Raw genomic sequence first — 23,539 nt, 5'->3', positions numbered from 1 at the left:
ATGCAATAATTCCATCAGCTGCATGGTACCAATCCTATGTATGTGTTTGTTTTTATAGGATTATAAACATCATGCAGTGTTTATGGAATTTTTATTATTTTTCAACGTATTATAAAAATATTTCGTGTGGATCTCTCAGGGACAAGCCGCGGGACGTAGGAGGTGAGGAGTAAATAGTTGTTAAATATCAATATGTTGAAACACTTGTGGGTAATGATATGCTCGCGGCTTGTTCGCGGGATCCAGAAAACGTTTAAGAAGGTACGATAAACAATTTTCTGCAGACTTTTGCATCATGGATCCCGCGGACAAGCCGCGGGACGTAGGAGGTGGAGTTTAAATATCAAAGCAACTTAATAATGATTACAAAACGCTATCAAGAGCTTCTTCGTCAATATGCGCATTGTATTTTTTAAGCAAAGCTTCTTCGAGTTGATCCATGATGTCTTTCTTTAAATCACTTTCAAGTGACTTCGTAATTTTTTCTTCGCTTTCTTTTTCTTTTGTCGTGATCGGAATGATACGATCCAATTGTGCAACAACGTAATCTGAACCACTTAAACCCATTTCAACACCATTTGGTTTTTCTTTAAACAATGTTGTTAAAACATTGCGCGGGAAAATACCTTTCAAAGGTTTACCATCACGTGTAAACTCTTCAGTTGTTTTAACTTCTAAATTATTTGCTTTTGCAAATGTCGTTAGAGCTTGACCTTTTTTAACCTCAGCAACAATTTCTTGTGCCTTCTTTTCCGCCATTTCTTTTTGCTGTTGCATCGTCCACAATTTTTTAACTTGATCTTTAACATCGTCCAAAGGCTTTAAAGTCTTTGGTAAAATTTCTTCAACTTTAACAATATAATACTCGCCTTGTGTGTTTTCTTGAATTGAAGAAACCTCTTTTAAAGGCGACGCAAAAACTGTTTGAACAATTTCTTGGCTAGGTGCTTTTGTAGGATCTTTTGAATCTTCCGTCTGCACTTTAGCAACACCCATATTATCAACAAGATCAACATGTTGGAGAGGTGCATCCATTTCTTTAGCAATATCTTCAATAGATATACCTTCAGAAACCTTTTCGTCAATTTTATTTGTTTTATCAATAAGTTGATCTGTTGCACGCGCTAATTTTTCTTTCTCAGCAATATGCGACTTCACTGTTTCAAATGAATCAACGCCTGCTTTTTCAATTTTTTTAATACGTGTGATATAAAATCCATCTTTTGTTTGGAGTGGCTCACTAATTTCACCCAAAGGAAGAATTAAAACAGCGTCTTTAATTTCTTCAGGAATATCATCAGATGTCACAAGACCCCAATCATTATACGTCACTTTTTCTTTACCCATCGCATCAACAATTGCTTGAGGTTCTTTCTTCGCAATCAACTGATTTTTAACGTTTCGTGCTGCATCCATATCATGGGTAATAAAAGCATCAACTTCGCGTTTTTCAGGACGTGTATATTCTTGGATATTATCGTCATAAAGCTTTTTTAATTCTTCATCACTCATTTGAATTTTTTCAGCTTCTTGCTTTGGATTAAACTTAATAAGCTTAAAACTACGATATTCAGGGGCCATAAATTTTTCCCCTTTTTCTTCATGATATTTTTTCAAATCTTCATCTGTTGGTTGTAAAGCTGTCATAGAGTCATTTGGAATTTTTATATATTGCGCAACACGTTTTTCATTTTTAAAATTATACATATCATCAACAAGTAAACTTGGTGGTTTTATAGCACTTCCAAGCGTATCACTTAATGCTAATTGTACGATTCTGCGTTGTGTATCAAAAATATAACTGGCTTCTGATTTACCCATCATCCCCATAAATCTTTTGAAATGCTCAGCATTAAACTGACCATCTTCTGTTTTAAACATGGGGTTTTTTAAAATTGAATCACGAATTTGGCCTTCACCAACCCGTAATTTAAATTTTTCAGCAAATCGTTTAATAGATGCATCTTTTAAAAGATTTTGTACAACATTACGATGCATACCTTGTTGTTTAAGCATATCAATGTTAAATTCTTGACCAAATTGTCTGGATATTAAATTGCCATAATTAATAACTTCCTGTTTTACTTCTAAGGATGTTATTTTATGGCCATCAACGCTTGCAACAACAGTAGCATTTGGATCTTTAACAAAAATATCTGCTATACCCCAAGCTGCAAAAGAGATGATAATAAGACCCATCAAAATTTTGATGATCCATGAACCTGCGTTAGAACGTAAAAACTGTAGCATCGTTACTCTATCTTTTTTCGTTGAACTTTCGACACATGTTACGAATGATTTGTGTCGCATGCAAGATGCATTATCGCACAAAATTGTGTATTTAATAAAGTGTTGATCTTAACTTAAGGAAAGAATATGCAAAAATTAATTGTCGCCAATTGGAAAATGTACGGTTCAAAGACCATGGCGGAGGCATTTCTAAAGACGTTTTTAGATTCAAAAACAGATACTTACACTTACATTTTTTGCCCTCCTTTCACACTTTTAGCGTCATTTGAAAAATTTTTGAATAGCCAAAAATATATATTAGGGGCACAAAATTGTTCTTCATTTGAAAATGGTGCTTTTACAGGTGACATTTCAGCTGAAATGCTAAAAGAATTCAATTGTTCTTATTGTCTTATAGGGCATTCTGAAAGACGGCAAATTTATCATGAAGATGACGAAAAAATATTAACGGCCAAAATTCAACAATTATTAAAACAGCAAATCACACCTATTTTTTGTGTGGGTGAAAGCCTAGAAGATAAAAAACAAGGAACAGCTTTTCAAAAAATTGAACATCAATTGAATGTACTGAAAGGGATAAACGATGAAATTGTTATCGCCTATGAACCGATCTGGGCGATTGGCACAAACAAGGTACCAAACATTCAAGAAATTAACGAAATGCATCAATTTATAAAAAACCTTTACTTAAAACCTTTGAAAGTCCTTTATGGAGGATCCGTCAATCCCCAGAATGCAGCTGATATTCTTACCTCAGATCAAGTTGACGGCATTCTTGTAGGGCGCGCAAGCCTTGAAGTTGCATCACTTTTGGCATTGAAAGAACGTTAAAAATAAAAAAAGTAAATTTTGGCTTGAAATATATGGCAAAAAAATGGTAATTAAGTAGGATGGGCTGAAATCAATTTTACGTCCAAACGAATAAATATAAGGAACGAAAATGATCACTTTTCTATTGGTTGTTCATATTATCATTGCGATCGGCCTAGTTTTCTTCATCCTTATGCAGCACAGCGAAGGTGGTGCCTCGGGATTTGTTTCTGGTCAAATGGGCAACGTTATGTCCATTCGTGGAACAGCTAATTTTATGACAAAAACAACAGCAATTCTTGCCACGCTTTTCTTTTTATCAAGCATTGGTCTTGCAATGTATTCAAAATCTGCAAGCAAGCCTAAATCAATTGCTGATTCATTTAAAACGCATGCTCCAGAAGCTAAAAAAGAAGATGCTAAACCTCAAGTCCCTGTTGCACCAATTGCAGGACAAGCCCCAAAAGCTGTGACACCTCCTTTAGATACACCTAAAGTTGAAGAAAAAGCACCAGCAACTACGCCTGTTCAAGTGCCATCATCTACTGAAGCGCCAAAGACTGAAGCGTCCAAAACTGAAGCAACAAGTACAGCACAGCCAGAAGCTTCTGCTCCAACTTCTAATGTTGCTCAACCTGCTGAAGTGCCAGTGGCACCACAAGAAAATAATGAAGCGCCCAAAAATTAAATTTTGGGCTTGATCTTAGCCTGATTTTAAATCGGCATAATAAAAACTTAAAAGAGGCATAGTAGTTTATCTATACTCAAGCGGTTTCAAAATGTGGGTCAAGAAGATGAGCGGTGAAAACTGCTACGTGTATCTATTTATACATGAGCATGTTGAATCCAGAAATCTAACGCCCTCCACAGTTTGAAACAGAAAAAGTATAGTAAGCCTATTTTTGTATTAACCTTATAATATTATGAACATTTCGAGACTTTAAAAAATGACACGCTATATTTTTGTAACTGGGGGCGTTGCCTCTTCCTTGGGTAAAGGCATTGCGACTTCTGCTTTGGCTGCTATTTTGCAAACACGCGGCTACAAGGTCCGCATTCGTAAGTTTGACCCTTATCTTAATGTTGATCCAGGCACAATGAGCCCTTCTCAACATGGTGAAGTTTTTGTAACCGATGATGGTGGTGAAACGGATCTAGATTTAGGTCATTATGAACGTTTTACAGGCGTCTCATCTCAAAAAAGCGATAATGTAACATCAGGCCAAATTTATCAAGCGGTGATCCAAAAGGAACGTCGCGGTGATTACTTAGGTGCGACCGTTCAAGTTATTCCGCATGTCACTGATATGATTAAAGATTATATTACGCGCAATACAGAAGATCTTGATTTTATGATTTGCGAAATTGGCGGCACCGTAGGCGATATAGAAGGGCTTCCTTTCATTGAAGCGATTCGCCAATTGGGGAATGAATTTGGTAAAAACCAAGTCCTCCATATCTACTTAACACTTTTACCCTATATCCCATCTGCCGGTGAATTAAAAACAAAACCAACACAACATGCTGTTAAAGAATTATTAAATCTTGGGATACAACCTGATATTTTACTCTGTCGTTCAGATCGTCCTTTTGACGAAGGCACTAGATCCAAGATCGCTTTATTTTGTAATGTTCCCATTCAAAATGTAATCGCAGCCCTTGACGTTGATACTATTTATTCCGTCCCCACACGCTATCACCAAGAAGGTTTTGATCGTCAAGTCTTAAAACATTTTGCTCTTCCCAATGATGAAAAACCAAATATGGCGCAATGGGATTCGATTGTTGCTAAAATTCGCAATCCAAAAGAAACGATTCGCATTGCAATCGTGGGCAAATATACATCCCATCTTGATTCTTATAAATCACTCATTGAAGCTTTAACCCATGGTGGCATCGCCAATGAAACACGTGTTGATTTAGAATGGATCGAATCTGATCGCTTAGAACGCGTTTCTCCTCGCCTTTTGCTTGCAGGCGCCGACGGCATTCTTATTCCTGGTGGTTTCGGCGAACGTGGCGCAAATGGCAAAATGATTGCCATTCAATATGCACGCGAAAATAAAATTCCTTTGTTTGGGATTTGTTTTGGTCTTCAAATGGCAATGGTTGAAGCTGCAAGAAACCTTTTAGGGCTTAAAAATGCAGGCACTACTGAATTTGGACCTTGTGAAGATCCAATCGTTGGCCTTATGACTGAGTGGCAAAAAGATGGTGCGACTGAAAAACGTCATGCTGAAGGTTTAATGGGTGGCACAATGCGTTTAGGCGCCTATCCATGTCAAATTCAACCAGGTACCCTTGCGCATCGTGTATATGGTGAAACATTAATTCACGAACGTCATCGCCATCGCTATGAAGTCAATATTGCTTACCGTGAAGCACTTGAAAAAGTAGGTCTTATATTTTCAGGTATGTCACCCGATGGAAAATTGCCAGAAATTATGGAATATAAAGACCATCCTTGGTTTATTACTGTACAATTTCATCCTGAACTAAAATCACGTCCTTTTGCACCACATCCCCTTTTTACATCTTTTGTTAAAGCGGCCCTTATTCAAAAACGAAATATCGTTTATACGACTCATGAAGGACAAAAAGAATGTCAAACAGCATAAATCAAATTAAAACGGTACAAGTCGGCAATTTTAAAATTGCCAATAACTTACCTTTGGTGATTATTGCAGGACCTTGTGTTCTTGAATCACGAGATCACGCTTTTGAAATGGCCTCTAAATTAAAAGAAATCACTCAAAAACTGGGCATTAGCCTCATTTTCAAATCCTCTTATGATAAAGCAAACCGAACCTCCATTGAAGGTGATCGTGGCATTGGCCTTGAAGAAAGCCTGCCAATTTTTGCAGAAATTCGTGAAAAGCTTCAATTACCTGTGATTACTGATGTTCATTTACCCGAACATTGCGCCATTGTTGCCAAAGTTGTTGATGTACTTCAAATACCAGCTTTCTTATGTCGTCAAACAGACCTTTTGATAGCAGCTGCCAAAACAGGCAAACCCCTTAACATTAAAAAGGGACAATTTTTAGCACCTTGGGATATGAAAAACGTTGTTAAAAAAGTCGAATCGGCAGGCAGTCACAATATTATGCTCTGTGAACGCGGCGCTTCTTTTGGTTATAACACATTAGTATCAGATATGCGTGCAATCCCCTATTTGGCACAAACTGGCTATCCTGTTGTTTTTGATGCAACCCATTCCGTTCAACAACCAGGTGGACATGGCACAAAAACGGGTGGACAACGCGAATTTGTAGAAGTTTTAGCGCGTGCAGCCGTGTCAGTAGGCGTTGCAGCCGTTTTTCTTGAAACACATCAAGATCCCGATAATGCGCCAAGCGATGGACCTAATATGGTGCCACTCCATAAAATGGAAGCACTTTTAAAGACACTAAAAGCATTTGATGCGATGGCTAAAAGCATACCATTGGCTGCTTAATTACCCATCTTATGGGCAAATTCGTCGTCAGAACTACGTTTCAGTCACTTGTTCTTTCTAGACTTTGCTCCATAATCTGCATAATAGCCTTAAGATAAAATATGATAGGAGGTTCTAATGTCTGCAATTGTTGATTTACGTGCACGTGAAATTCTTGATTCTCGAGGCAATCCAACAATCGAAGTTGATCTGATATTAGAATCTGGTGCTATGGGCAGAGCCTCGGTTCCCTCAGGAGCATCTTGTGGATCAGGGGAAGCAAAAGAACTTCGTGATAACGATTCAAAGCGTTATTGTGGTAAGGGCGTACTATCAGCCATTGATCAACTTCACGGCGAAATTTTTCAAGCCATAAGTGGTTTCGAAAGTGAAAATCAAAACGGTCTTGATACTCTTTTACGTCAATTAGATGGCACAAAATCCAAAGAAAAATTAGGCGCTAACGCAATTTTAGCTGTCAGTCTTGCTGCCTGCAAAGCAAGTGCAAGTGAATTTGAATTACCCCTCTATCAATATCTAGGTGGCATACGCGCACGTATTCTCCCCGTCCCTTTTATGAACATCCTCAATGGTGGGAAACATGCCAATAATGGTGTTGATATTCAAGAATTTATGATTGTTCCCCATAATGCAGATTCTTTTAAAGAATCTTTGCGTATGGGTACTGAAATCTTCCACACACTCCGATCCTATCTTGACGACAAAGGTTTTAACACAAACGTTGGTGATGAAGGTGGTTTTGCACCCACATTAAAAGAAAACAAACAAGCACTCGATTTTTTAATGGAAGCAATCACACGTGCTGGATATAGACCTAAAGATGACGTTTCGATTGCGCTTGATGTTGCTTCAAATGAATTTTATCAAAATGGTGCTTACACATTAAGCAATGAAGGCAAAACCCTATTTGCACCTGAAATAATAGATCTTTATGAAAGTTACATCAACCAATACCCTATTATCTCCATTGAGGACGGCCTTGCTGAAGATGATTGGCGCGGTTGGAAAGAATGTACGGAACGTCTTGGATCCAAAGTCCAGCTTGTTGGGGATGATCTATTCGTCACCAATTTAGAAAAGATTACACAAGGCATCACCCAAAATGTTGCAAATTCTGTTCTCATTAAATTAAACCAAATTGGCACTTTATCTGAAACGATGGATGCTGTTGAACTTGCACATAAAAATTCATATAAAACAATTATTTCTCATAGGTCAGGCGAAACTGAAGACACTTTTATTGCTGATTTATCTGTTGCCACACATTCAGGTCAAATTAAGACAGGCGCACCCTGCAGATCAGAACGTCTTGCCAAATATAATCAGCTTTTACGCATCGAAGAAGAATTAGGCACGAATGCTATTTTTGCAGGTCGTTGTGCATAGATGCACAATCTATGGGACAGAAAATTAAATTTCTTCGGTTTCACCTCTCCCCCTTATGGGAGAGGTCGGCGCGCAGCGACGGGTGAGGGGTATCTAAAGCGTTTACAAAAATAACACCATCACGCCATAATCTAAGCATTACCAAACAAATACTCATCTCTCCAAAATTGTAAAATACCCCTCACCCGCTCCCTTTAGTCGCGACCTCTCCCACAAGGGGAGAGGTCAAAAAACCCTTTTTTTGAAGAGCTTTTGGTAAAAAATTGTTTTCAGTTCTTAGAAATACGTTGCGGTGTATGAGAACGGGATAGTTAAAAATGGGCTTATTTTCATTTCTTGTCCCATAGATTAACTATTTCGTGAAATCAATCCCCATTTCTTTGTAATGACTTGGATTATCTTGCCAATTTTCACGCACACGAATAAATAAATAAAGATGAATTTTAACACCATAATGGACTTCAAGTTCTTCACGTGATGTCTGACTGATTTCCTTAATCATACGGCCTTTTGCACCCAAAATCATGGCTTTATGACCAGCACGATCAATGGTAATCATTTGATTTATTTTGATCGATCCATTATCGAATTCTTCCCAAGATTCAGTCTCGACAGTTAATCCATAAGGAAGTTCTTCATGTAACTTCAAAAATAATTGTTCACGTGTAATTTCAGCTGCAAATAAACGATCCGTTAAATTCGATAATTGCCCTTCAGGGAAATGCCAAGGACCTGTCAATGCCTTCTCAGTTAGATGCTTTTTTAAATCACTCACGCCATCAGATGTTAAAGCTGATATCATGAAGATGGACTCAAATGTGCCACGCGTATGCAGAAAAGAAACAATTTCAAGAAGTTTTACTTTAGCAATCAAATCAATTTTATTTAAAACCAATATCTTAGGTTTTTCCAGTTTCTTCAATTTTTCAAACAATTGAACATTGTCATGACTTTTATATTTCGCCGCATCAACCATAAGAACAATGGAATCAGCATCATAAGCGCCCTGCCAGGCGGCTTCTACCATGGCGCGTTGCAATCTTTTTTCAGGCTTAAAAATACCAGGCGTATCGATAAAAACAAGCTGCGTTTCAGCTTCGGTTAATACACCTAAAACGCGTGCACGTGTTGTTTGTACCTTTGGTGATACGATCGATACTTTGGTCCCAACAAAATTATTGATAAGCGTTGATTTACCGGCATTAGGTGCGCCTATAAGCGCCACAAAAGAACATTTGGTCGTCATTAATTAATTTCCTTAATTATATTTTCAAGATTATTTAGTACTTGTTGCGCAGCCTTATGCTCTGCAACTTTTTTTGAATTACCTTCACCTTGAGCAGGCAAAAACCCCTCCCCTTTAACTTCAACCACAAAAATTGGATTGTGCAACGCACCTTTTGTTTCAACAAGATCATAAGAGGGCAACGGCGATCCTTGTGCCTGCAACCATTCTTGTAAAGCTGATTTGGGATCTTTGGGCGGTGTCTGATGTCCTTGAATATATGACATCCAATGTTTTTCTATAAATTCGCGTGTTTTTTCAAGTCCAGCATCAAGATAAAGCGCTGCAATCACTGATTCAACGATATCGGCGAGACTTGACGCACTATTTTTAAGAGCTTCTTCACTCACGCCAGGCAATACAAAAAGAAATTGCGCCAAATTCAGTTTTTGTGAAATTTCTGCCAGCATATCCATACATACTAAAGCAGTAAACCTTCGTGCAATTTTACCCTCGGGTTCATTAGGAAATAATTTCAAAAGCGTTTCAGACACCAGAAGACCCAATACGCGATCACCCAAAAATTCGAGTCGCTGATAATTACGCGCGCCTGATGCTTTTAAGTAGGAACAGCTTGGATGCAAAAAAGCCTCTTCAAAAAGAACAACATTTTGAATAGGCCAATCAAGAAGAGTCGATAATTTTTTAATTTGTTTTTCAGTAAATTTAAAATTCAAGTAGTTCAATTCCTTTGTGTTTTATTGAATAGGATTAATACATAATTTTCTAACATCATGAAAGTATACTTTCTAATGACGAACTATCCTGGATCGTCATCGCGAACCCCCGCAGGGGGTGTGGCGATCTCAATTTTTCAAGGAGATTGCCACGGAGCTGCGCCCCTCGCAATGACGAAAAAAAGAATTATTAATATTATGAGGCAAAGTCTAGAAAGATCGAGAACCGGCGCGGAATGTACTTTAGGTACATGAGCACCGGAAGCGCAGAACTGACGACGAATTTGCCCATAATATTAATAATTATCAACGAATCGGTGACATAATTCTGTCAAACCTAATCGCTGATGGCCATTTCCAGATTTGCCAAATATCGGCGTCTTCTAAAGAAAACCATTTAATCGACGCGCGACCAATAACATATTGTTTTGGGATGTAACCAATATTTGATGGTCTTACATCACGTAAATAACGACTATCGCCAGAATGATCTCGATTATCACCAATACCCATATAATGCCCTTCAGGCACGACATATTCTTGTGTATTATTCGCAATCTTTATATAAGGGTTCGATGGGTTTTGGTAATCAGGTTCTTGGATAATTTCATAACTTTTGCCTCCAGGCAAGGTTTCACGATATTTATCCATGCGTCTTATTTCGCCTGTATTTTCAACATGATACAAATACTCACCTATCTTCTCGCGCTTACAAGCTTCACCATTGATATGAAGAATACCTTCTTTAAGTTGGATACGATCACCTGGCATCCCAATAAAGCGTTTAATATAATCTTTATCATGGTCTGGGATACGGAAAACAACCACTTCACCACGTTCGATAGGACGATCAAAAAAACGACCTTCAAAGGGTGGAAATCCAAAAGGAAAAGCGTAACGCCCATAACCATAGGAAAATTTATTAACAAAAAGATAATCACCTACAAGCAAATTAGGGACCATAGAAGAGCTAGGAATACGGAAGGGTTCAAATAAAAAGGAACGAAAGGCAATAGCGATAAGCCCTGCCCAAAATATAACGTTAATCCATTCAACAATAACTTTTCTCATGGGATGACCTTTAAGTTTGCTGCGACTATTTGCATATTGTTAAAAATGGTGCCGCCGGCGCGGATCGAACGCGCGACCTCACCCTTACCAAGGGTGTGCTCTACCACTGAGCCACGGCGGCATGTATTCTGTTTGTCACAGATAAAGGCGACATTGCCATAAAATTTCAAAAAAATCAAGCGGAACCTTTAAAATTTAGAAAAAACAACAATCAAAAATTCAACCTTTTTTTTGAATAGATATTAAAACAATGCTAAGATCAAAGTTAATCTGTTAATTATTTTTTTATAAGGCTAAAAAATGAAAAATTTTGTTTCTTTCGTAACACTTTCGTTATTCATTTCATGTTCAACGCATGCTATGGAAAATGATCAATCAACTTTAGAAGATGGCGAACTTGCCTATCTTTTATCAATTCCTGATGAAGATACACAACCTGAAATCTCCAGCGCAAACAATACAACAATATCTGCTGAAAGCGATCGATCAACTATAGAAGACACCGAACTTGCACCTCTTTTATCAATTCCTGACGTGGATACACAACCCGAAAACAATTCAACAATATCTGCTGAAATAGAATCACCTGACACATCAAATGACGTTTTAATCGCACAGATTTTAGTTGAGCCCCCCTTATATCAAAAGCCTATTCAAGAAATACACCCTATTGACCTTCCAAATGAATACATCCCAATATGGATACGTTTAGAAGACAAAATGATGATGCTTATTTCTAATGAACAGATGCTCTTAATTACACAATTTAAAGAAATAGATCAAAAATTACGCAGTATTCCGAATAATTCTAATGTCCATGTTCTTGATGCCTATATTTTTGGTGCCGAGAATAAAATTCAAGATCTTGCAAACATAGGAGCTGCATTAGACATTGATAATCCTCATCACAGTCTTCAAGAAATCGGCATACAAATGATTAACTTTATAGATCAACATGCTGATTTATTTGTGGGCTATCAATACGAAAAAGACATTGTTTCAACAGATAGTTTAAAAGCTTATTTGCATGCGCATTTCAATCAAATGGACCAGGAAATAGCAGCAAAAAATTGTCCAAATGCTCAAATTATTTGGTCACGCGCCTTTAGTCTTGCTTTAGAATTATTCATTCATGAGAATGATTTTGACGCCCTCAAAATGCTATATGATGCTGCGATTGAAGGACACTTAACCAAAGGTGGATGTCTTGCAGGCCGCATAAATAGAGGTTTTGTTCTTTATGTTTCTTTATTAGGCAAAAATGGATTTGGGAACATCTATAGTTGATAGACATTGGAAGGATACATCGTCACGTCTCACTCATTTATACAGGGATACACTTCGCTCGTTGTTCCTTGTCTACTTCTCAAGTCTATCAACTATAATAGACTTCATTAGAAACTCTACTATAGTGAAACAACTCGAAAACACTACAATCTCCTACGCCCCTGCTTCCATATCATTGCGCATAAGTAGGGGAAAATATTTATATTTAGTATAATTTTTGAGATAATGCTTTCTTTTTGGAGAGCATTATTCATATTGTGTACGTAAAAGAACCCTTGGTTTTCCGTCGTTGCGATGAGTCGAAGACAAAGAAGCAATCTAGAAAATAACCTTTCAATCACTATAAATGTTTATTTTTTTGACTAGATTGCCACACCCCCTACGGGGGTTCGCAATGACGATGCTCGTTTATTTACTTATTAACTCAATTAGTTGAGCAGAAATTCAAAAATTTTAATTGCAAAATTCGCTTAAACCAAAAATTACGCAACATGTTCATTCTTTGATTGCTCAATATTTTCTTGAATTTCAAGTATAATATCTTGCAATCTGACCGTAAAACTAGCCATATGATTTGATATATCACTTGCAGCATTTTGTACATCTTGCGCTATTGTTTGTGTTTCAAGAACTTCATTAGAAATCAATGCCATGTTTTCTGAAACCTCATCTGTATTGTGTGCAGCTACTTGAATTGAATGCGCAATTTCATTCGTTGCTGCTTTTTGTTGCTCAACCGCACTTGAAACGTTAATTGCCACTTCATCAATTTGCACAATAGCCTGATTGATCGCTTCAATATCGTTCACAGCACTTTTTGTTGCGTGCTGCATATCTGAAATTTGCTTTGATATTTCTTCTGTTGCTTTTGCTGTTTGATGTGCAAGACCCTTTACTTCAGATGCAACGACTGCAAAACCTTGACCTGCTTCACCTGCCCTTGCTGCTTCAATTGTTGCATTTAACGCAAGCAAATTTGTTTGATTGGCAATTGTTGATATAAGTTTTACAACTTCACCAATGCGATCTGCATTTTCAACAAGTTTTTTAAATGTTTCATTTGTTTTAATCGCTTGAAGCGATGCTTCATTCGTCGCTTTCTTTGAAAATGTCACAAGATTGCCAATTTCACTGCTCGATGACGCAAGCTCTTCAGTCGCTGCGGCCACTGTCTGCGTATTTTCAGCCGCCATGCGCGCTGACTTTGTAACAAGCATACTTTTTTCATTTAGACGCTCCGACGCTTGAAGCATATACTCTGCAACACCAACCATATGCTTACCACTTGAATCAAATTGTTTGCTTGCGTAATTAATTTCTTGATTAAACTGAACAGAAATATTTTGAATTTGCTCTTGAAGTTGCTTTCGATTATTCATAATGCGTTGATTAAATGCATTCATTTTATCCATCGCAAGTACATTTTGCCTAAATTGCTCAAGAGGAAGTGCCATTTTACCAATTTCATCATTTTGGTTTTCTGTAAGAATTACACCATCTATATTACCCTTCAATAACTCAGTCATAGAATTGATAATATTTTCAATAGGTTTAGTGATTTTACGTCTTACAAAATAAACAGACACTAAAATGAAAAAAACTAGACATATTAAGCAAATAAACAGAGTATAATTTCGCAAAGTATCAACTGATGCAAAAATTTCGTCTTTATTTGCTTCTGCAACAATACCCCATTTTGTTCCCAATATCTCAATGTGATCATAAGCCACCAACATTTCAAGAGAACGATAATTTGTATAAAAATCAATGCCTGGTTTTTGTGTTAAAGCATGATTTACAAGATCATCACTAATCTTTTGCTTTAAAATAGTGCTGTTTTTTGTAAAACGCGATTGTGTGCGCATAAAGCTATCGCCACCAAAAAGATAAACCTCTCCATCCTTGCCCATGCCATCATTAAATTGAACTGCCTGATTAAGTCGCTCAACAGGCATTTGGAATGCAATTACACCAATTGTTTTATTTTCTTTATTAATTATAGGTTTTGCAATAAAACTAGCGGGCTTATTATACGACGGAAGGTAAGGCGCAAAGTCACTAAAAAAAGTTTTTACAGGATCTGTTGAATTTCTCGCGTCCCTATAAACTCTTGCAATATCCGTATCTTTCCATTTGCCATTAAGCAAATTTGATCCGAAATCAAGCTCTTTAAAAACGGTGTAAACAATATTACCATCCATATCAATTAAAAAAATATCATAGTAATCGCGCTCTTTTAAAAAGGAACGCAACCAAGGGTGATATTCCTTATGAAATTGACTATAGACAGAATCATCACTTGCAAAATCTAGATATTCTTTTTTTCCAACAGGATTAGGATTATTCGTAATATAAGCTTGTTGTAATTTTTCGCCAGTTTGGGGCCCCATTTCCTGCCAAGCTTTCTGATAATCCTGAAAAGCTTGATGAATGAAAGGATTTTGGGATTGAAAAGATAAATCTTGTTGAATAAGACTCAAATAATCATTCAAATTTTTCTTACGATTTTGAAGAAGTGATTCTAATTTTTCTTCAACACCATCTTGGATAATATTTTTAGCACTAAAATATCCAACTAATCCGATACTTAGCCCAGTTACTAAGATCGTTGCAATTATTAAGATTAGTATTTTTTTTGATAAAGAAGTACCCTGAACCATTATTATCTCCCCTTTTATAATAGTATTCAGGATTTTTTAATAATTGTCTACATCAGGAATTGTATGGGGGACACAAATACCCTTTTGGCGAGAGTGTAAATATTTCATAACCATTAGACGTTACGCCGATTGTATGTTCGAATTGAGCAGATAAAGATTTGTCTCGTGTAACTGCAGTCCAATCATCACTCAGCACTTTAACGTCATAATTTCCGGCATTGATCATCGGTTCTATTGTAAAAAACATGCCTTCTTGAAGTTTCATGCCTGTATTTTTACGTCCATAATGCAGTACTGTGATATGTGGGTCGTGAAAAATTTGTCCAATCCCATGACCGCAAAAATCACGCACAACAGAAAAACGTTGTTTTTCTGCATGTTCTTGAATGACGTGCCCAATGTCACCTAATGTAATACCAGGACGCACAATTTCAATCGCACGCATCATACATTCATATGTCACATCAATTAGCTTTTTAGCTTTAACACCAACTTTACCAACATAGAACATACGACTTGTATCGCCATACCAGCCGTTAAGAATGACAGTCACATCAATATTAATGATATCACCATCAACTAATTTTTTTGGTCCAGGGATGCCATGACAAACAACATGGTTGACAGACGTACAAATCGATTTTGGAAAACCACGATAATTTAAAGGTGCTGGAATTGCATTATGCGCAATAATAAAATCATGACAAAGCTGATTAAGTTCTTCAGTTGTAACACCAGGAACAACATAAGGTGTAATGTAATCAAGCACTTCTGCAGCCAGTTTCCCGGCTGCACGCATTTCGACAAAATCTGCTTCATTATGAAGAATTAGATTTTTATAAGCATATTTGGACATTTATTCTCTCTTAGATGAACTGTCTCAAAAATAACCTATTTTTTTAATTCCGGATAGCATCAAAATTTAATTTAACCCAAGCCGGATTAGGTGCTAACAAAGATTTACTTTTCAGCTCAGCTATAGATCTTTTATGCGTAGGAGATTCTTTAAGATCAGGCACAAGTTGATTTTTTTTATAATAACGGAGACAATCTTCATAACGCGAAATAAAATTATCAAGATAAGATCTTGTAACGTTTGGATCTTTAATGACAATTAAATTTTCTACATTACGTATATCGGCAGCTGCAGATAAATTATAAGATCCTGTAATTGTAGTCTCTTCATCAACAATGATAACTTTATTATGAGCAAGCGTCGCATTTACATCAGCGTAAACTTTAATATCTTTTTCATCAAGTGAAGAAATTTTTGAATACGAAACCAAAAGTTGTGAATTATCAACAAGAACTTTGACCTCAACGCCTGCGTTATGCGCTTCAATCAATGCATTTGCAATTGGTGTTGAAGATAATACATAAGCCTGCACATAGATTGATTTTTTAGCATTTCTAAAAATTGATACTAAAAAATCCCCACATTTTTGTTGCGGCGTAAAACATGTTTGCCATTTTGAATCCGATGTAAAACTTTCAGCACCTAACGTAACATCTTTACGTTCAATAGGTTTTCTTTTTTTTCTGTGCGCTTTAATAAGCTGTTTCATATAAGTCTGTTGAGCCAAATTTTCTTTATATTTTGAAGTTAATTCTTCTGTTGACGCAAAAAAACTTAATTCGTCTTGCTCACTAATTCTTTGTCTCTTCTTAGGAGGCAGTAATTCATCACAATTTTCAAGCGTAATATCTTTTAAATTTTCTTTATCGTCGTCGCCTACAGCATAAGCACTTACAGCAGAAAAAAATAAAATTAAACCAATAATGCCAGATTTTATAAACATGTTTTCATCTTCACTCAAAAAAAATTAAATAGGTAAGGAAGAATGACATTAGATAAATTAAAAATCAAACACTATTTTGATATTAAACTATAAAAAAGTAAAAAATTTTATAAATTAATTTTTATGAATTAATACATTCCATTGATTTTACTAAAAAAATTATTATCTATTTGAAAAATAATAATAAATTAAATAATTTATAAAAAACAATATGTTAAAATTGTTTAAAAAATTATTAATGCTTTATGAAAAGATTTTATAAAAATGATTGTTGATTTTAAAGGATAAAATTACTTTTAGATTTTTATATGTTAATATATTTTACTACACATAAAATTTTAATTAGTATTTTCAACAAGTTAATATTTATTGCACCTAACAATGTGAAACATCAATATCACTGTTTTCAAAAAACACGTTTAATGATAGTTTTCAGCGTTGTAAAAATTTAAGGATATCCCCATGAAAAATAAAAAAATATTTGCATTAGTCGTATTAGGAAACATCATTGATTATTATGATTTTTTGTTGTTTGCTCATTTAGGTTACATTATTACGCCTTTTTTCATCCCTAATTTATCCTCCACAGAAGTGCATCTGCTAAGTTTGCTTTTATTTGCGCTCCCTTTTGTTATACGCCCTATAGGTGGTTATATTTTTGGCCGTATGTCAGATTTAAAAGGCCGTCATCAAGCACTTACAGCTTCTTTGAAATGGGCAAGTATCGCAACTTTTGGCCTTGCCTTTTTACCTTCTTACGAATATGGCGGTATCATTTGTGCTTTTTTATTTGTTTTTTTGCGCGCGCTTCAAGGCCTTTCATTGGGTGGTGAATACCCAATAGCAGGCACCTATTTAATGGAGCAATATAAAGATAATCAAGGACTTATAAGCGGCATTCTTGTTGCATCTGGCACAATTGGAAGTCTTATTGCTTTCAGCTTTGCTTGGCTCTATATCAATAATTATGTAACAGGTGAATCTTGGCGCATCTTTTTCATCATTGGTGGCATTGTGACGTTTGCGAGTTATTTTTTGCGCAAACAACTAAGCACCCACTTAAAATCGAGTGTAGAAATAAAACAAATCTCTATCCCCTATTCAAAATCAATCTTAACCGTTCTTTTAATAGGAATAATGGTTGGCCTTACTGTCTGGTTACCCATGACATATTCCAATTTTTATTTAACTAAAATATTAGGTGCAAATACAAATATTGGCTTAATGGCAACCCTGATATGCTTGTTGCTTTATATTATCCTCAATCCATTTTTTGGAAAAATTTCAGATCTATATTCAGCCAAAACAATCATGACAATCGCATCCCTTATAGTCATTCCATTAAGTTGTTTAGGTTTTTATCTCATTCAACAGCAAAACCTTTGGGGACAAGTCTTTTTAACTATCGCTGCTGCATGTTTTGGAGCCCCCATTCACGTTTTAATGAATCAACTTTTTGATCCAAAAAACAGAAGCCGTCATATTAATTTATTGTTTATGAGTGGCACCGCCATTGGTAGTTTAGCGCCAAGTCTTTCGGGGCATCTGGTTGATCGTTATCAAATAGAATACACACCCGTGATTATAGTTTCTTGTGTAAGTTTTTTTACTTTTATAATCTTTAGCCTTACATTGTTTAAAAACAAACAACTTAATATTATAGAAGAAAAAATCAGATAGGGTTGCCATGGATTTTATGGTATAACTAAATAAGTAAATAATTTATTAAACTTAGGATTTTTTAATTATGGAAAATAAAGACCAAAAATTAATACCACCACCATATGAGCCCACCTTACGCATGATTGCTATGCCTAAAGACACAAATGCCAATGGCAATATTTTTGGTGGATGGCTTGTATCACTTATGGATATGGCCGCAGGTAGCGCTGCATGGCGACGCGCAAACGGACCCGCTGTAACCGTTGCAATTGAAAAAATGGAATTTCATCAACCTGTTTTTGTAGGCGATGAAGTAAGTTGTTACACACATATTGAACGTGTTGGAAAAACATCTTTAACCATTAAAGTTGAATCATGGGTCCGCAAAAGATTTTCAGCAACCAATTGGGTGAAAGTCACACAAGGCACTTTCATTTTTGTTGCCATTGACGAAAATCATAAACCAAGATTGATTCCTGCTGAGGCTGAGTAAACCTTTTTTAAAACGTTTCACTGCTCAAAGTCAAGTAAGTAGGAACACAAGACGACCTTCCATGCCGAATCTTCTATCACACACCTTATATTAAATAATGACTGTGTTACACAAATAGAAAAAAATTAAAAAAAGCGCTGAACACAGAAAAAGCTCCAACTATTTGCATCAACATACGACCAACCAGCAAGCTGCTATCAATTGCTTCTGTTAAACACTGGAAACATATTTTTGGGTATTCTTCCACAGGACTCCTTAATGATTTTATATTAATTTTTTATATCTTGCCGCAGTATCATAAATTTTTTTGAATATTTACTAAAAATTAATAATTATACCCTAATATTATTATATGAGGGCCTGTTTCATCATGAAACAGACAAATACCAAAAACAACATTCGTAAATAAACGTAACAATATATTATAGTGAGGAGTCTGTAGGATGAAGAAATGTTTGTTTTTTTTAGGAATCTCAAGTTTTATGATTACCAACATTCCTGCATATGCTACTGGGCATAATCAAGGATATATGCTTGCCGCTTACACACAAGATGATCTAACTGATTTGAATAAGTCACTCTTGCCGTTTAAGGGAGCTGAATTTTTTGCTGGTTCAACAACACAGCAGCAGTTGTTTAGAATTATAGGTAATGATATTGAGAATTTGAATAATATTGCCAACCAACTGGAAAACCCTGGGGAAGAAAATGTGCTCCAGCTTGTAAACGATTATCATGAATTAATTAGAAAGATATTGAGTTCTGTAAAATCACGAATGAGCCGACTCATACAAAAAGAGCTATTTGAGGTTCATCGAGGTGTTCCAGGTCCTCTTTTTGCTAGAATAGAAAAAGATATGACTCCAATTATCAAGAACCATTTCAAAGAAATTCTTCGCTCTAAAAGAGATTTCGCAAGTCAACTTGAGCATCTCTCCAATCTTCTGGCTAACATAGGTCACACTACCTTCAAAGAACATATAGAGGGGGTAAGAGAATCCTGTGCAGCAGATAATACTTGTAATCAGGGAGGAACACTAGGCCTATTTATATCAAACGAAAATAATCTGCCAGTTTTAGACATTTTGATTGCGGCTTTAAAACATGAAGAACAATTGAAAGAATATATTCAGACCCCTTCTTAACAAGGAAAGATAAACGTCCTAATCGGCTTCAAAACTTTGTGAAACCGATTAGGACGGGTATTAACAGGCATTACTTTTTCGCAGAGGCTACCCACCAGAAGGAACATTGTGAGGGCGCATACGTCATAGATTTAACGAAAGGGGCATCATAGTGCTCGTTATCATTTGCTTTAAATTCAACAACATTAAATACTTTTGTTAACGCACTTTGAATTTTTTGTACACGCAACCCATCAAAATAAGCTCCCAACTCTGGACGCAACGCGTTAAATGTATTAACCATCGGCATATCCATCATCTGATTTTGCAAGCCTACCAATTCTATATATTTCGCTGAATTCTCATAAAAATCTTGATTATCCCAGACCTTATCTTCTAACTTTGTGTTAAAATAGATTTTGCAAAAAGGATCCCGGACATTTGGAAACGCCCGCAAAGGTAAAGAATTTTGTCCTATCTCCACAAAAAAGACTTCCTCGCCTTGTTCCCATTTTTCTTGTTTTTTCCAAGGTGCCTGTAGAGCCGATAATGTGGAGCCCGCAGAAAATGAACCGCTACAAGTCGAATAAACATTACATGGAATATGTTCAAAAAGAAGAGCAGTATCCTCACCTGGCGCAACCCAGTCTATTAATTTGTTTAAAACATTCATATTTATGATATAACAAGATACGCCAGAATCAATAACAACCAATTTAAATTTTTCGGTCAGCTGATTCGCGGCAGTATTGTCAATAAAATCAATTAAATCTTCAATTGTGAGTATAATATCATTACTCGATTTAGATTCTCTTTGAGCACAATCCAGAAATACCCAATGTGTTTGTTCATTGACAAGATTCTTTGGGCCTATAGAACCCGTATTATTGCTATCGGCTCCTTGCTCTTCCGTTCTTCCAATAAATAATGCATTATTACCTTCTGGATCTAATGCAAGTTGTTCAAGTTGATTTTTTACGGATTGATGTATATAGGCCCTATACTCATCTTCTTGCTCTTGATCAAATATCAATATAGAATCTTTGCCCGCGAAAGACAGGCTAGTCTGAAAAATAACGCTTAATATCGACAGAACATAAAATATTTGTTTTTTCATAAAAAAGTCCTTTTAAAAAATAAATCCTAAATAGAAAGCCTATAAAATAAACAGATAAGGATTTTGAAAGACCTACCAATCCCATATGCAACAAGGGCATGATCTAATCTTTCAAAGTACTCTCTATTATTTACTTTTTCAAGTCAAATGCTTCTAAAAGTTCATCGCACCTCTCCAACGAAGAAACTAATAAATCCAGAAGAAGATTATCCTCCCAAATAATTCGTTGAAGAAATCCTTCATCGCAGAATTCTCGATTGCGAAGTGATTGCTGATGCTCTGATATTTTGTCTTTAAATCTAGTGTTTCCTAATTTTGCCATAGCATTCGCTAATTGGATTATTTTTTGCTGAAGACCGAAAGTTGTTCCAATAATTTTTTTGAAATTCTTATTAAAAATATCAGACAGATCATTTTCTAACCGTTGAGCTAAATAATAAGGCGCCTGATGGACATCAGTCAACAACGTTTTTCCCATATTGTTAGCATTTTCATAGGATTGGTAATAAATCTTATTTAAAATTAATTCTTTATATTTGTTAACAAAATTAAGATCTGTATTTACGTTTTTCTCTTCTTGTAAAGCATAATCATTAACATGTTGTTCTAAATCACAAATAGAAGCTTCTATTTCTTGTTGACCTTGCTTAAAAACAATACGCGTACCAAAAAAATCAGTAATAATATTTTTTTTAATAATAACAGGCGCTGCATTTACATCAGTTACGCTAAAAATATTGATTGTAAAAATATTTAAAAAAATAATTGCTGATAAACAAATTAAATTTTTTCTCATAACAGACTCCAATACGTTTTTAATAATTTTATAATAAACTAATATTTAAAAAAAGCAATAATTTTATATTATTATTTTAAAACAATTTTAATTAATTTACAAACCATGCATAAATCTTATTTTAAAATTAAAAAAATATACTTTATTTTAATGTTCTACGCAATTAAAGTCTAAAAATTATGAAAAGTTGATAAAAAATATTGAGCACATAAAAGATTTTCAGCAACCAATTGGGTGAAAGTCACACAAGGCACCTTTATTTTTGTTGCTATTGATGAAAACCATAAGCCACGATTGATTCCTGCTGAAGCTGAGTAAAATTAATTTAAACATATTAAAATTCAATATGCCTCCTATTGAATTTATATCAAGTCCATGTTATTTAATAAAAAATCTAGTAGTACGAACTCAGAAATTAAAACAACCCAATAAATTCCGAGTTCGTATACGACACTATACCACCATAATAAGCAATTGGAAAAAATAATGAAAAAAATACTATTCATCGCCATTGTCATGTTAAATACATTTTCATTTCAAGCAAAAGCAGATTTAACACAAGAAGAAAAAGAAACAATCTTAAATAATTTTTTATCAAAGACATCAGAAGACATTAATGCGTTTTTTTTAAATCTTTATCAAAACAAATCCATAGAATCATCTTTGATAAAAGCTACATCAGATTGTCTCCAAATAATGATATCAAAAGGCGACCAAATACGAATTTGGAATCCTGAAGATAATATTTGTAAAGCAATATCACGACTTATCGTAAATAATTTTGAACAATTATGCTCATCTTTAACATGGCTTACAAATTTAAATTTACCTTCTTGCAATATTTCATCATTGCCCCGTAATTTTAACAATTTAAGCAAATTAAAGGAACTTTATTTGAATGAAAACCATATCACCACCATACCTAAAGAAATAGGAGAATTAACCAGCTTAAAAGCACTTAATTTTTCAGGTAACAACCTTGAAACCATACATGAAAATATAGGACAACTCTCCAACCTAACATATCTTGATCTATCCAATAATCCAAACCTTCGTTATTTGCCAGAATCTTTAAAAAGATTGGCTGATTCTATTACCCACTTAAATTTAAAAAACACAAATATTCAATACTTTAGTGAAGGTAGATTTCTAGGAAAACATGAATTACAAAAAATTTTTGGAGATCGTGTCGTTTTTTCCTGTGAAGAGGATGGCGAAAACACCATCGTTGAACCCAACAATTTTTCCTGGGAAGAAGAAGACGAAAACCTCAACGAAACCACCGCCACTGAATTTGACGATGAATTTGACGATTCTTTGTTTCGTTAATTCCTCGTCCTCTTTCACACTATAGGATTGCGCTTTTCCTAAAACCTAGGCAAGATCAACCTATACAAAAACATGGGGTAACTCCAGCCCCCCCTGCTACGCCCCGCGACTTGATCGCGGGGTCCATGCTAAAAAAGTAAAATGATGAATATATATCTTTACTTTTTAACAAGTTTTATGGATCCCGCGATCAAGTCCTGAGAGATCCACACGAAATTCACTCAAAGGGGCAAGCCTCTGAATGAACGGTTACTATCATTTGATAAAGCAATTTTAATATGTTATTAAATGATTTTTTTAAAATATGTAATCCCTTTTTAAGGGCTTCTCTACCTA

At 35.4% G+C, this 23,539-nt stretch carries 19 protein-coding genes and 1 tRNA gene; 10 read left to right on the top strand and 10 right to left on the bottom strand.

Annotated features, from left to right (window positions below; all coding sequences use genetic code 11):
• Positions 1-363 precede the first annotated feature (363 nt).
• On the bottom strand, positions 364-2,250 hold the full coding sequence (locus Q8L85_06255) for a SurA N-terminal domain-containing protein (GenBank protein ID MDP1724287.1): 1,887 nt from the start codon (positions 2,248-2,250) through the stop codon (positions 364-366).
• Positions 2,251-2,376: 126 nt separating this feature from the next.
• On the opposite strand from Q8L85_06255, the gene tpiA reads away from it, so the two are divergent.
• From tpiA to eno, 5 genes are all read left to right on the top strand, one after another.
• Positions 2,377-3,081: a triose-phosphate isomerase gene (gene tpiA, locus Q8L85_06250; GenBank protein MDP1724286.1), complete on the top strand. Its 705-nt coding sequence runs from the start codon at positions 2,377-2,379 to the stop codon at positions 3,079-3,081.
• Positions 3,082-3,190: 109 nt separating this feature from the next.
• Entirely contained in the window at positions 3,191-3,748 is a 558-nt protein-coding gene (gene secG / locus Q8L85_06245; protein MDP1724285.1) for a preprotein translocase subunit SecG, read from the top strand.
• A 259-nt stretch (positions 3,749-4,007) separates the two neighbouring features.
• Entirely contained in the window at positions 4,008-5,678 is a 1,671-nt protein-coding gene (locus tag Q8L85_06240; protein MDP1724284.1) for a CTP synthase, read from the top strand.
• Complete coding sequence (kdsA, locus tag Q8L85_06235; GenBank protein ID MDP1724283.1) at positions 5,663-6,517, top strand: 3-deoxy-8-phosphooctulonate synthase; 855 nt, start codon at positions 5,663-5,665, stop codon at positions 6,515-6,517. Before Q8L85_06240 ends, kdsA begins: the two co-directional genes overlap by 16 nt.
• Positions 6,518-6,634: 117 nt before the next feature.
• Positions 6,635-7,903, top strand: coding sequence for a phosphopyruvate hydratase (gene eno / locus Q8L85_06230; GenBank protein ID MDP1724282.1), 1,269 nt, complete (start codon positions 6,635-6,637; stop codon positions 7,901-7,903).
• Between the two features lie 352 nt (positions 7,904-8,255).
• Here the strand turns inward: eno and era are convergent, their stop codons facing one another.
• The 4 genes from era to Q8L85_06210 form a co-directional block, all read right to left on the bottom strand.
• Entirely contained in the window at positions 8,256-9,149 is an 894-nt protein-coding gene (gene era / locus Q8L85_06225; GenBank protein ID MDP1724281.1) for a GTPase Era, read from the bottom strand.
• A complete protein-coding gene (rnc, locus tag Q8L85_06220; protein ID MDP1724280.1) occupies positions 9,149-9,865 on the bottom strand; it encodes a ribonuclease III in 717 nt (238 codons plus the stop codon). Before rnc ends, era begins: the two co-directional genes overlap by 1 nt.
• A 306-nt stretch (positions 9,866-10,171) precedes the next feature.
• Entirely contained in the window at positions 10,172-10,936 is a 765-nt protein-coding gene (lepB, locus tag Q8L85_06215; GenBank protein MDP1724279.1) for a signal peptidase I, read from the bottom strand.
• Between the two features lie 46 nt (positions 10,937-10,982).
• Positions 10,983-11,057 (bottom strand) — tRNA-Thr (locus Q8L85_06210).
• 179 nt (positions 11,058-11,236) lie between these two features.
• On the opposite strand from Q8L85_06210, the gene Q8L85_06205 reads away from it, so the two are divergent.
• On the top strand, positions 11,237-12,223 hold the full coding sequence (locus tag Q8L85_06205) for a hypothetical protein (protein MDP1724278.1): 987 nt from the start codon (positions 11,237-11,239) through the stop codon (positions 12,221-12,223).
• Between the two features lie 482 nt (positions 12,224-12,705).
• Here the strand turns inward: Q8L85_06205 and Q8L85_06200 are convergent, their stop codons facing one another.
• The 3 genes from Q8L85_06200 to Q8L85_06190 are packed head-to-tail and all read right to left on the bottom strand — an operon-like array spanning position 12,706 to position 16,682.
• The gene (locus tag Q8L85_06200) at positions 12,706-14,883 is read right to left on the bottom strand and encodes a methyl-accepting chemotaxis protein (GenBank protein ID MDP1724277.1); all 2,178 of its coding nucleotides are present in this window, start codon (positions 14,881-14,883) and stop codon (positions 12,706-12,708) included.
• A gap of 52 nt (positions 14,884-14,935) precedes the next feature.
• The gene (map, locus tag Q8L85_06195) at positions 14,936-15,739 is read right to left on the bottom strand and encodes a type I methionyl aminopeptidase (protein ID MDP1724276.1); all 804 of its coding nucleotides are present in this window, start codon (positions 15,737-15,739) and stop codon (positions 14,936-14,938) included.
• Positions 15,740-15,782: 43 nt separating this feature from the next.
• A complete protein-coding gene (locus Q8L85_06190; protein MDP1724275.1) occupies positions 15,783-16,682 on the bottom strand; it encodes a phospholipase D family protein in 900 nt (299 codons plus the stop codon).
• Positions 16,683-17,144: 462 nt separating this feature from the next.
• On the opposite strand from Q8L85_06190, the gene Q8L85_06185 reads away from it, so the two are divergent.
• The 3 genes from Q8L85_06185 to Q8L85_06175 all read left to right on the top strand — a co-directional run bounded on the left by Q8L85_06185 (position 17,145) and on the right by Q8L85_06175 (position 19,982).
• Entirely contained in the window at positions 17,145-18,362 is a 1,218-nt protein-coding gene (locus Q8L85_06185; GenBank protein ID MDP1724274.1) for an MFS transporter, read from the top strand.
• A gap of 67 nt (positions 18,363-18,429) precedes the next feature.
• Entirely contained in the window at positions 18,430-18,837 is a 408-nt protein-coding gene (locus Q8L85_06180; GenBank protein MDP1724273.1) for an acyl-CoA thioesterase, read from the top strand.
• Between the two features lie 443 nt (positions 18,838-19,280).
• Positions 19,281-19,982, top strand: coding sequence for a hypothetical protein (locus tag Q8L85_06175; GenBank protein ID MDP1724272.1), 702 nt, complete (start codon positions 19,281-19,283; stop codon positions 19,980-19,982).
• Positions 19,983-20,052: 70 nt separating this feature from the next.
• On the opposite strand, the gene Q8L85_06170 is transcribed toward Q8L85_06175, so the two are convergent.
• Both Q8L85_06170 and Q8L85_06165 read right to left on the bottom strand, forming a co-directional pair.
• On the bottom strand, positions 20,053-21,078 hold the full coding sequence (locus Q8L85_06170; protein ID MDP1724271.1) for a hypothetical protein: 1,026 nt from the start codon (positions 21,076-21,078) through the stop codon (positions 20,053-20,055).
• Between the two features lie 130 nt (positions 21,079-21,208).
• The gene (locus tag Q8L85_06165) at positions 21,209-21,874 is read right to left on the bottom strand and encodes a hypothetical protein (GenBank protein MDP1724270.1); all 666 of its coding nucleotides are present in this window, start codon (positions 21,872-21,874) and stop codon (positions 21,209-21,211) included.
• Positions 21,875-22,360: 486 nt separating this feature from the next.
• On the opposite strand from Q8L85_06165, the gene Q8L85_06160 reads away from it, so the two are divergent.
• Positions 22,361-23,203, top strand: coding sequence for a hypothetical protein (locus Q8L85_06160; GenBank protein MDP1724269.1), 843 nt, complete (start codon positions 22,361-22,363; stop codon positions 23,201-23,203).
• Positions 23,204-23,539 lie beyond the last annotated feature (336 nt).

The sequence above is a fragment of the Alphaproteobacteria bacterium genome, assembly GCA_030680745.1.
GTDB lineage: Bacteria > Pseudomonadota > Alphaproteobacteria > JAUXUR01 > JAUXUR01 > JAUXUR01.
The sequence above is the reverse complement of the archived record's forward strand: the minus strand, read 5'-3'. Positions and strand labels throughout refer to the sequence as shown.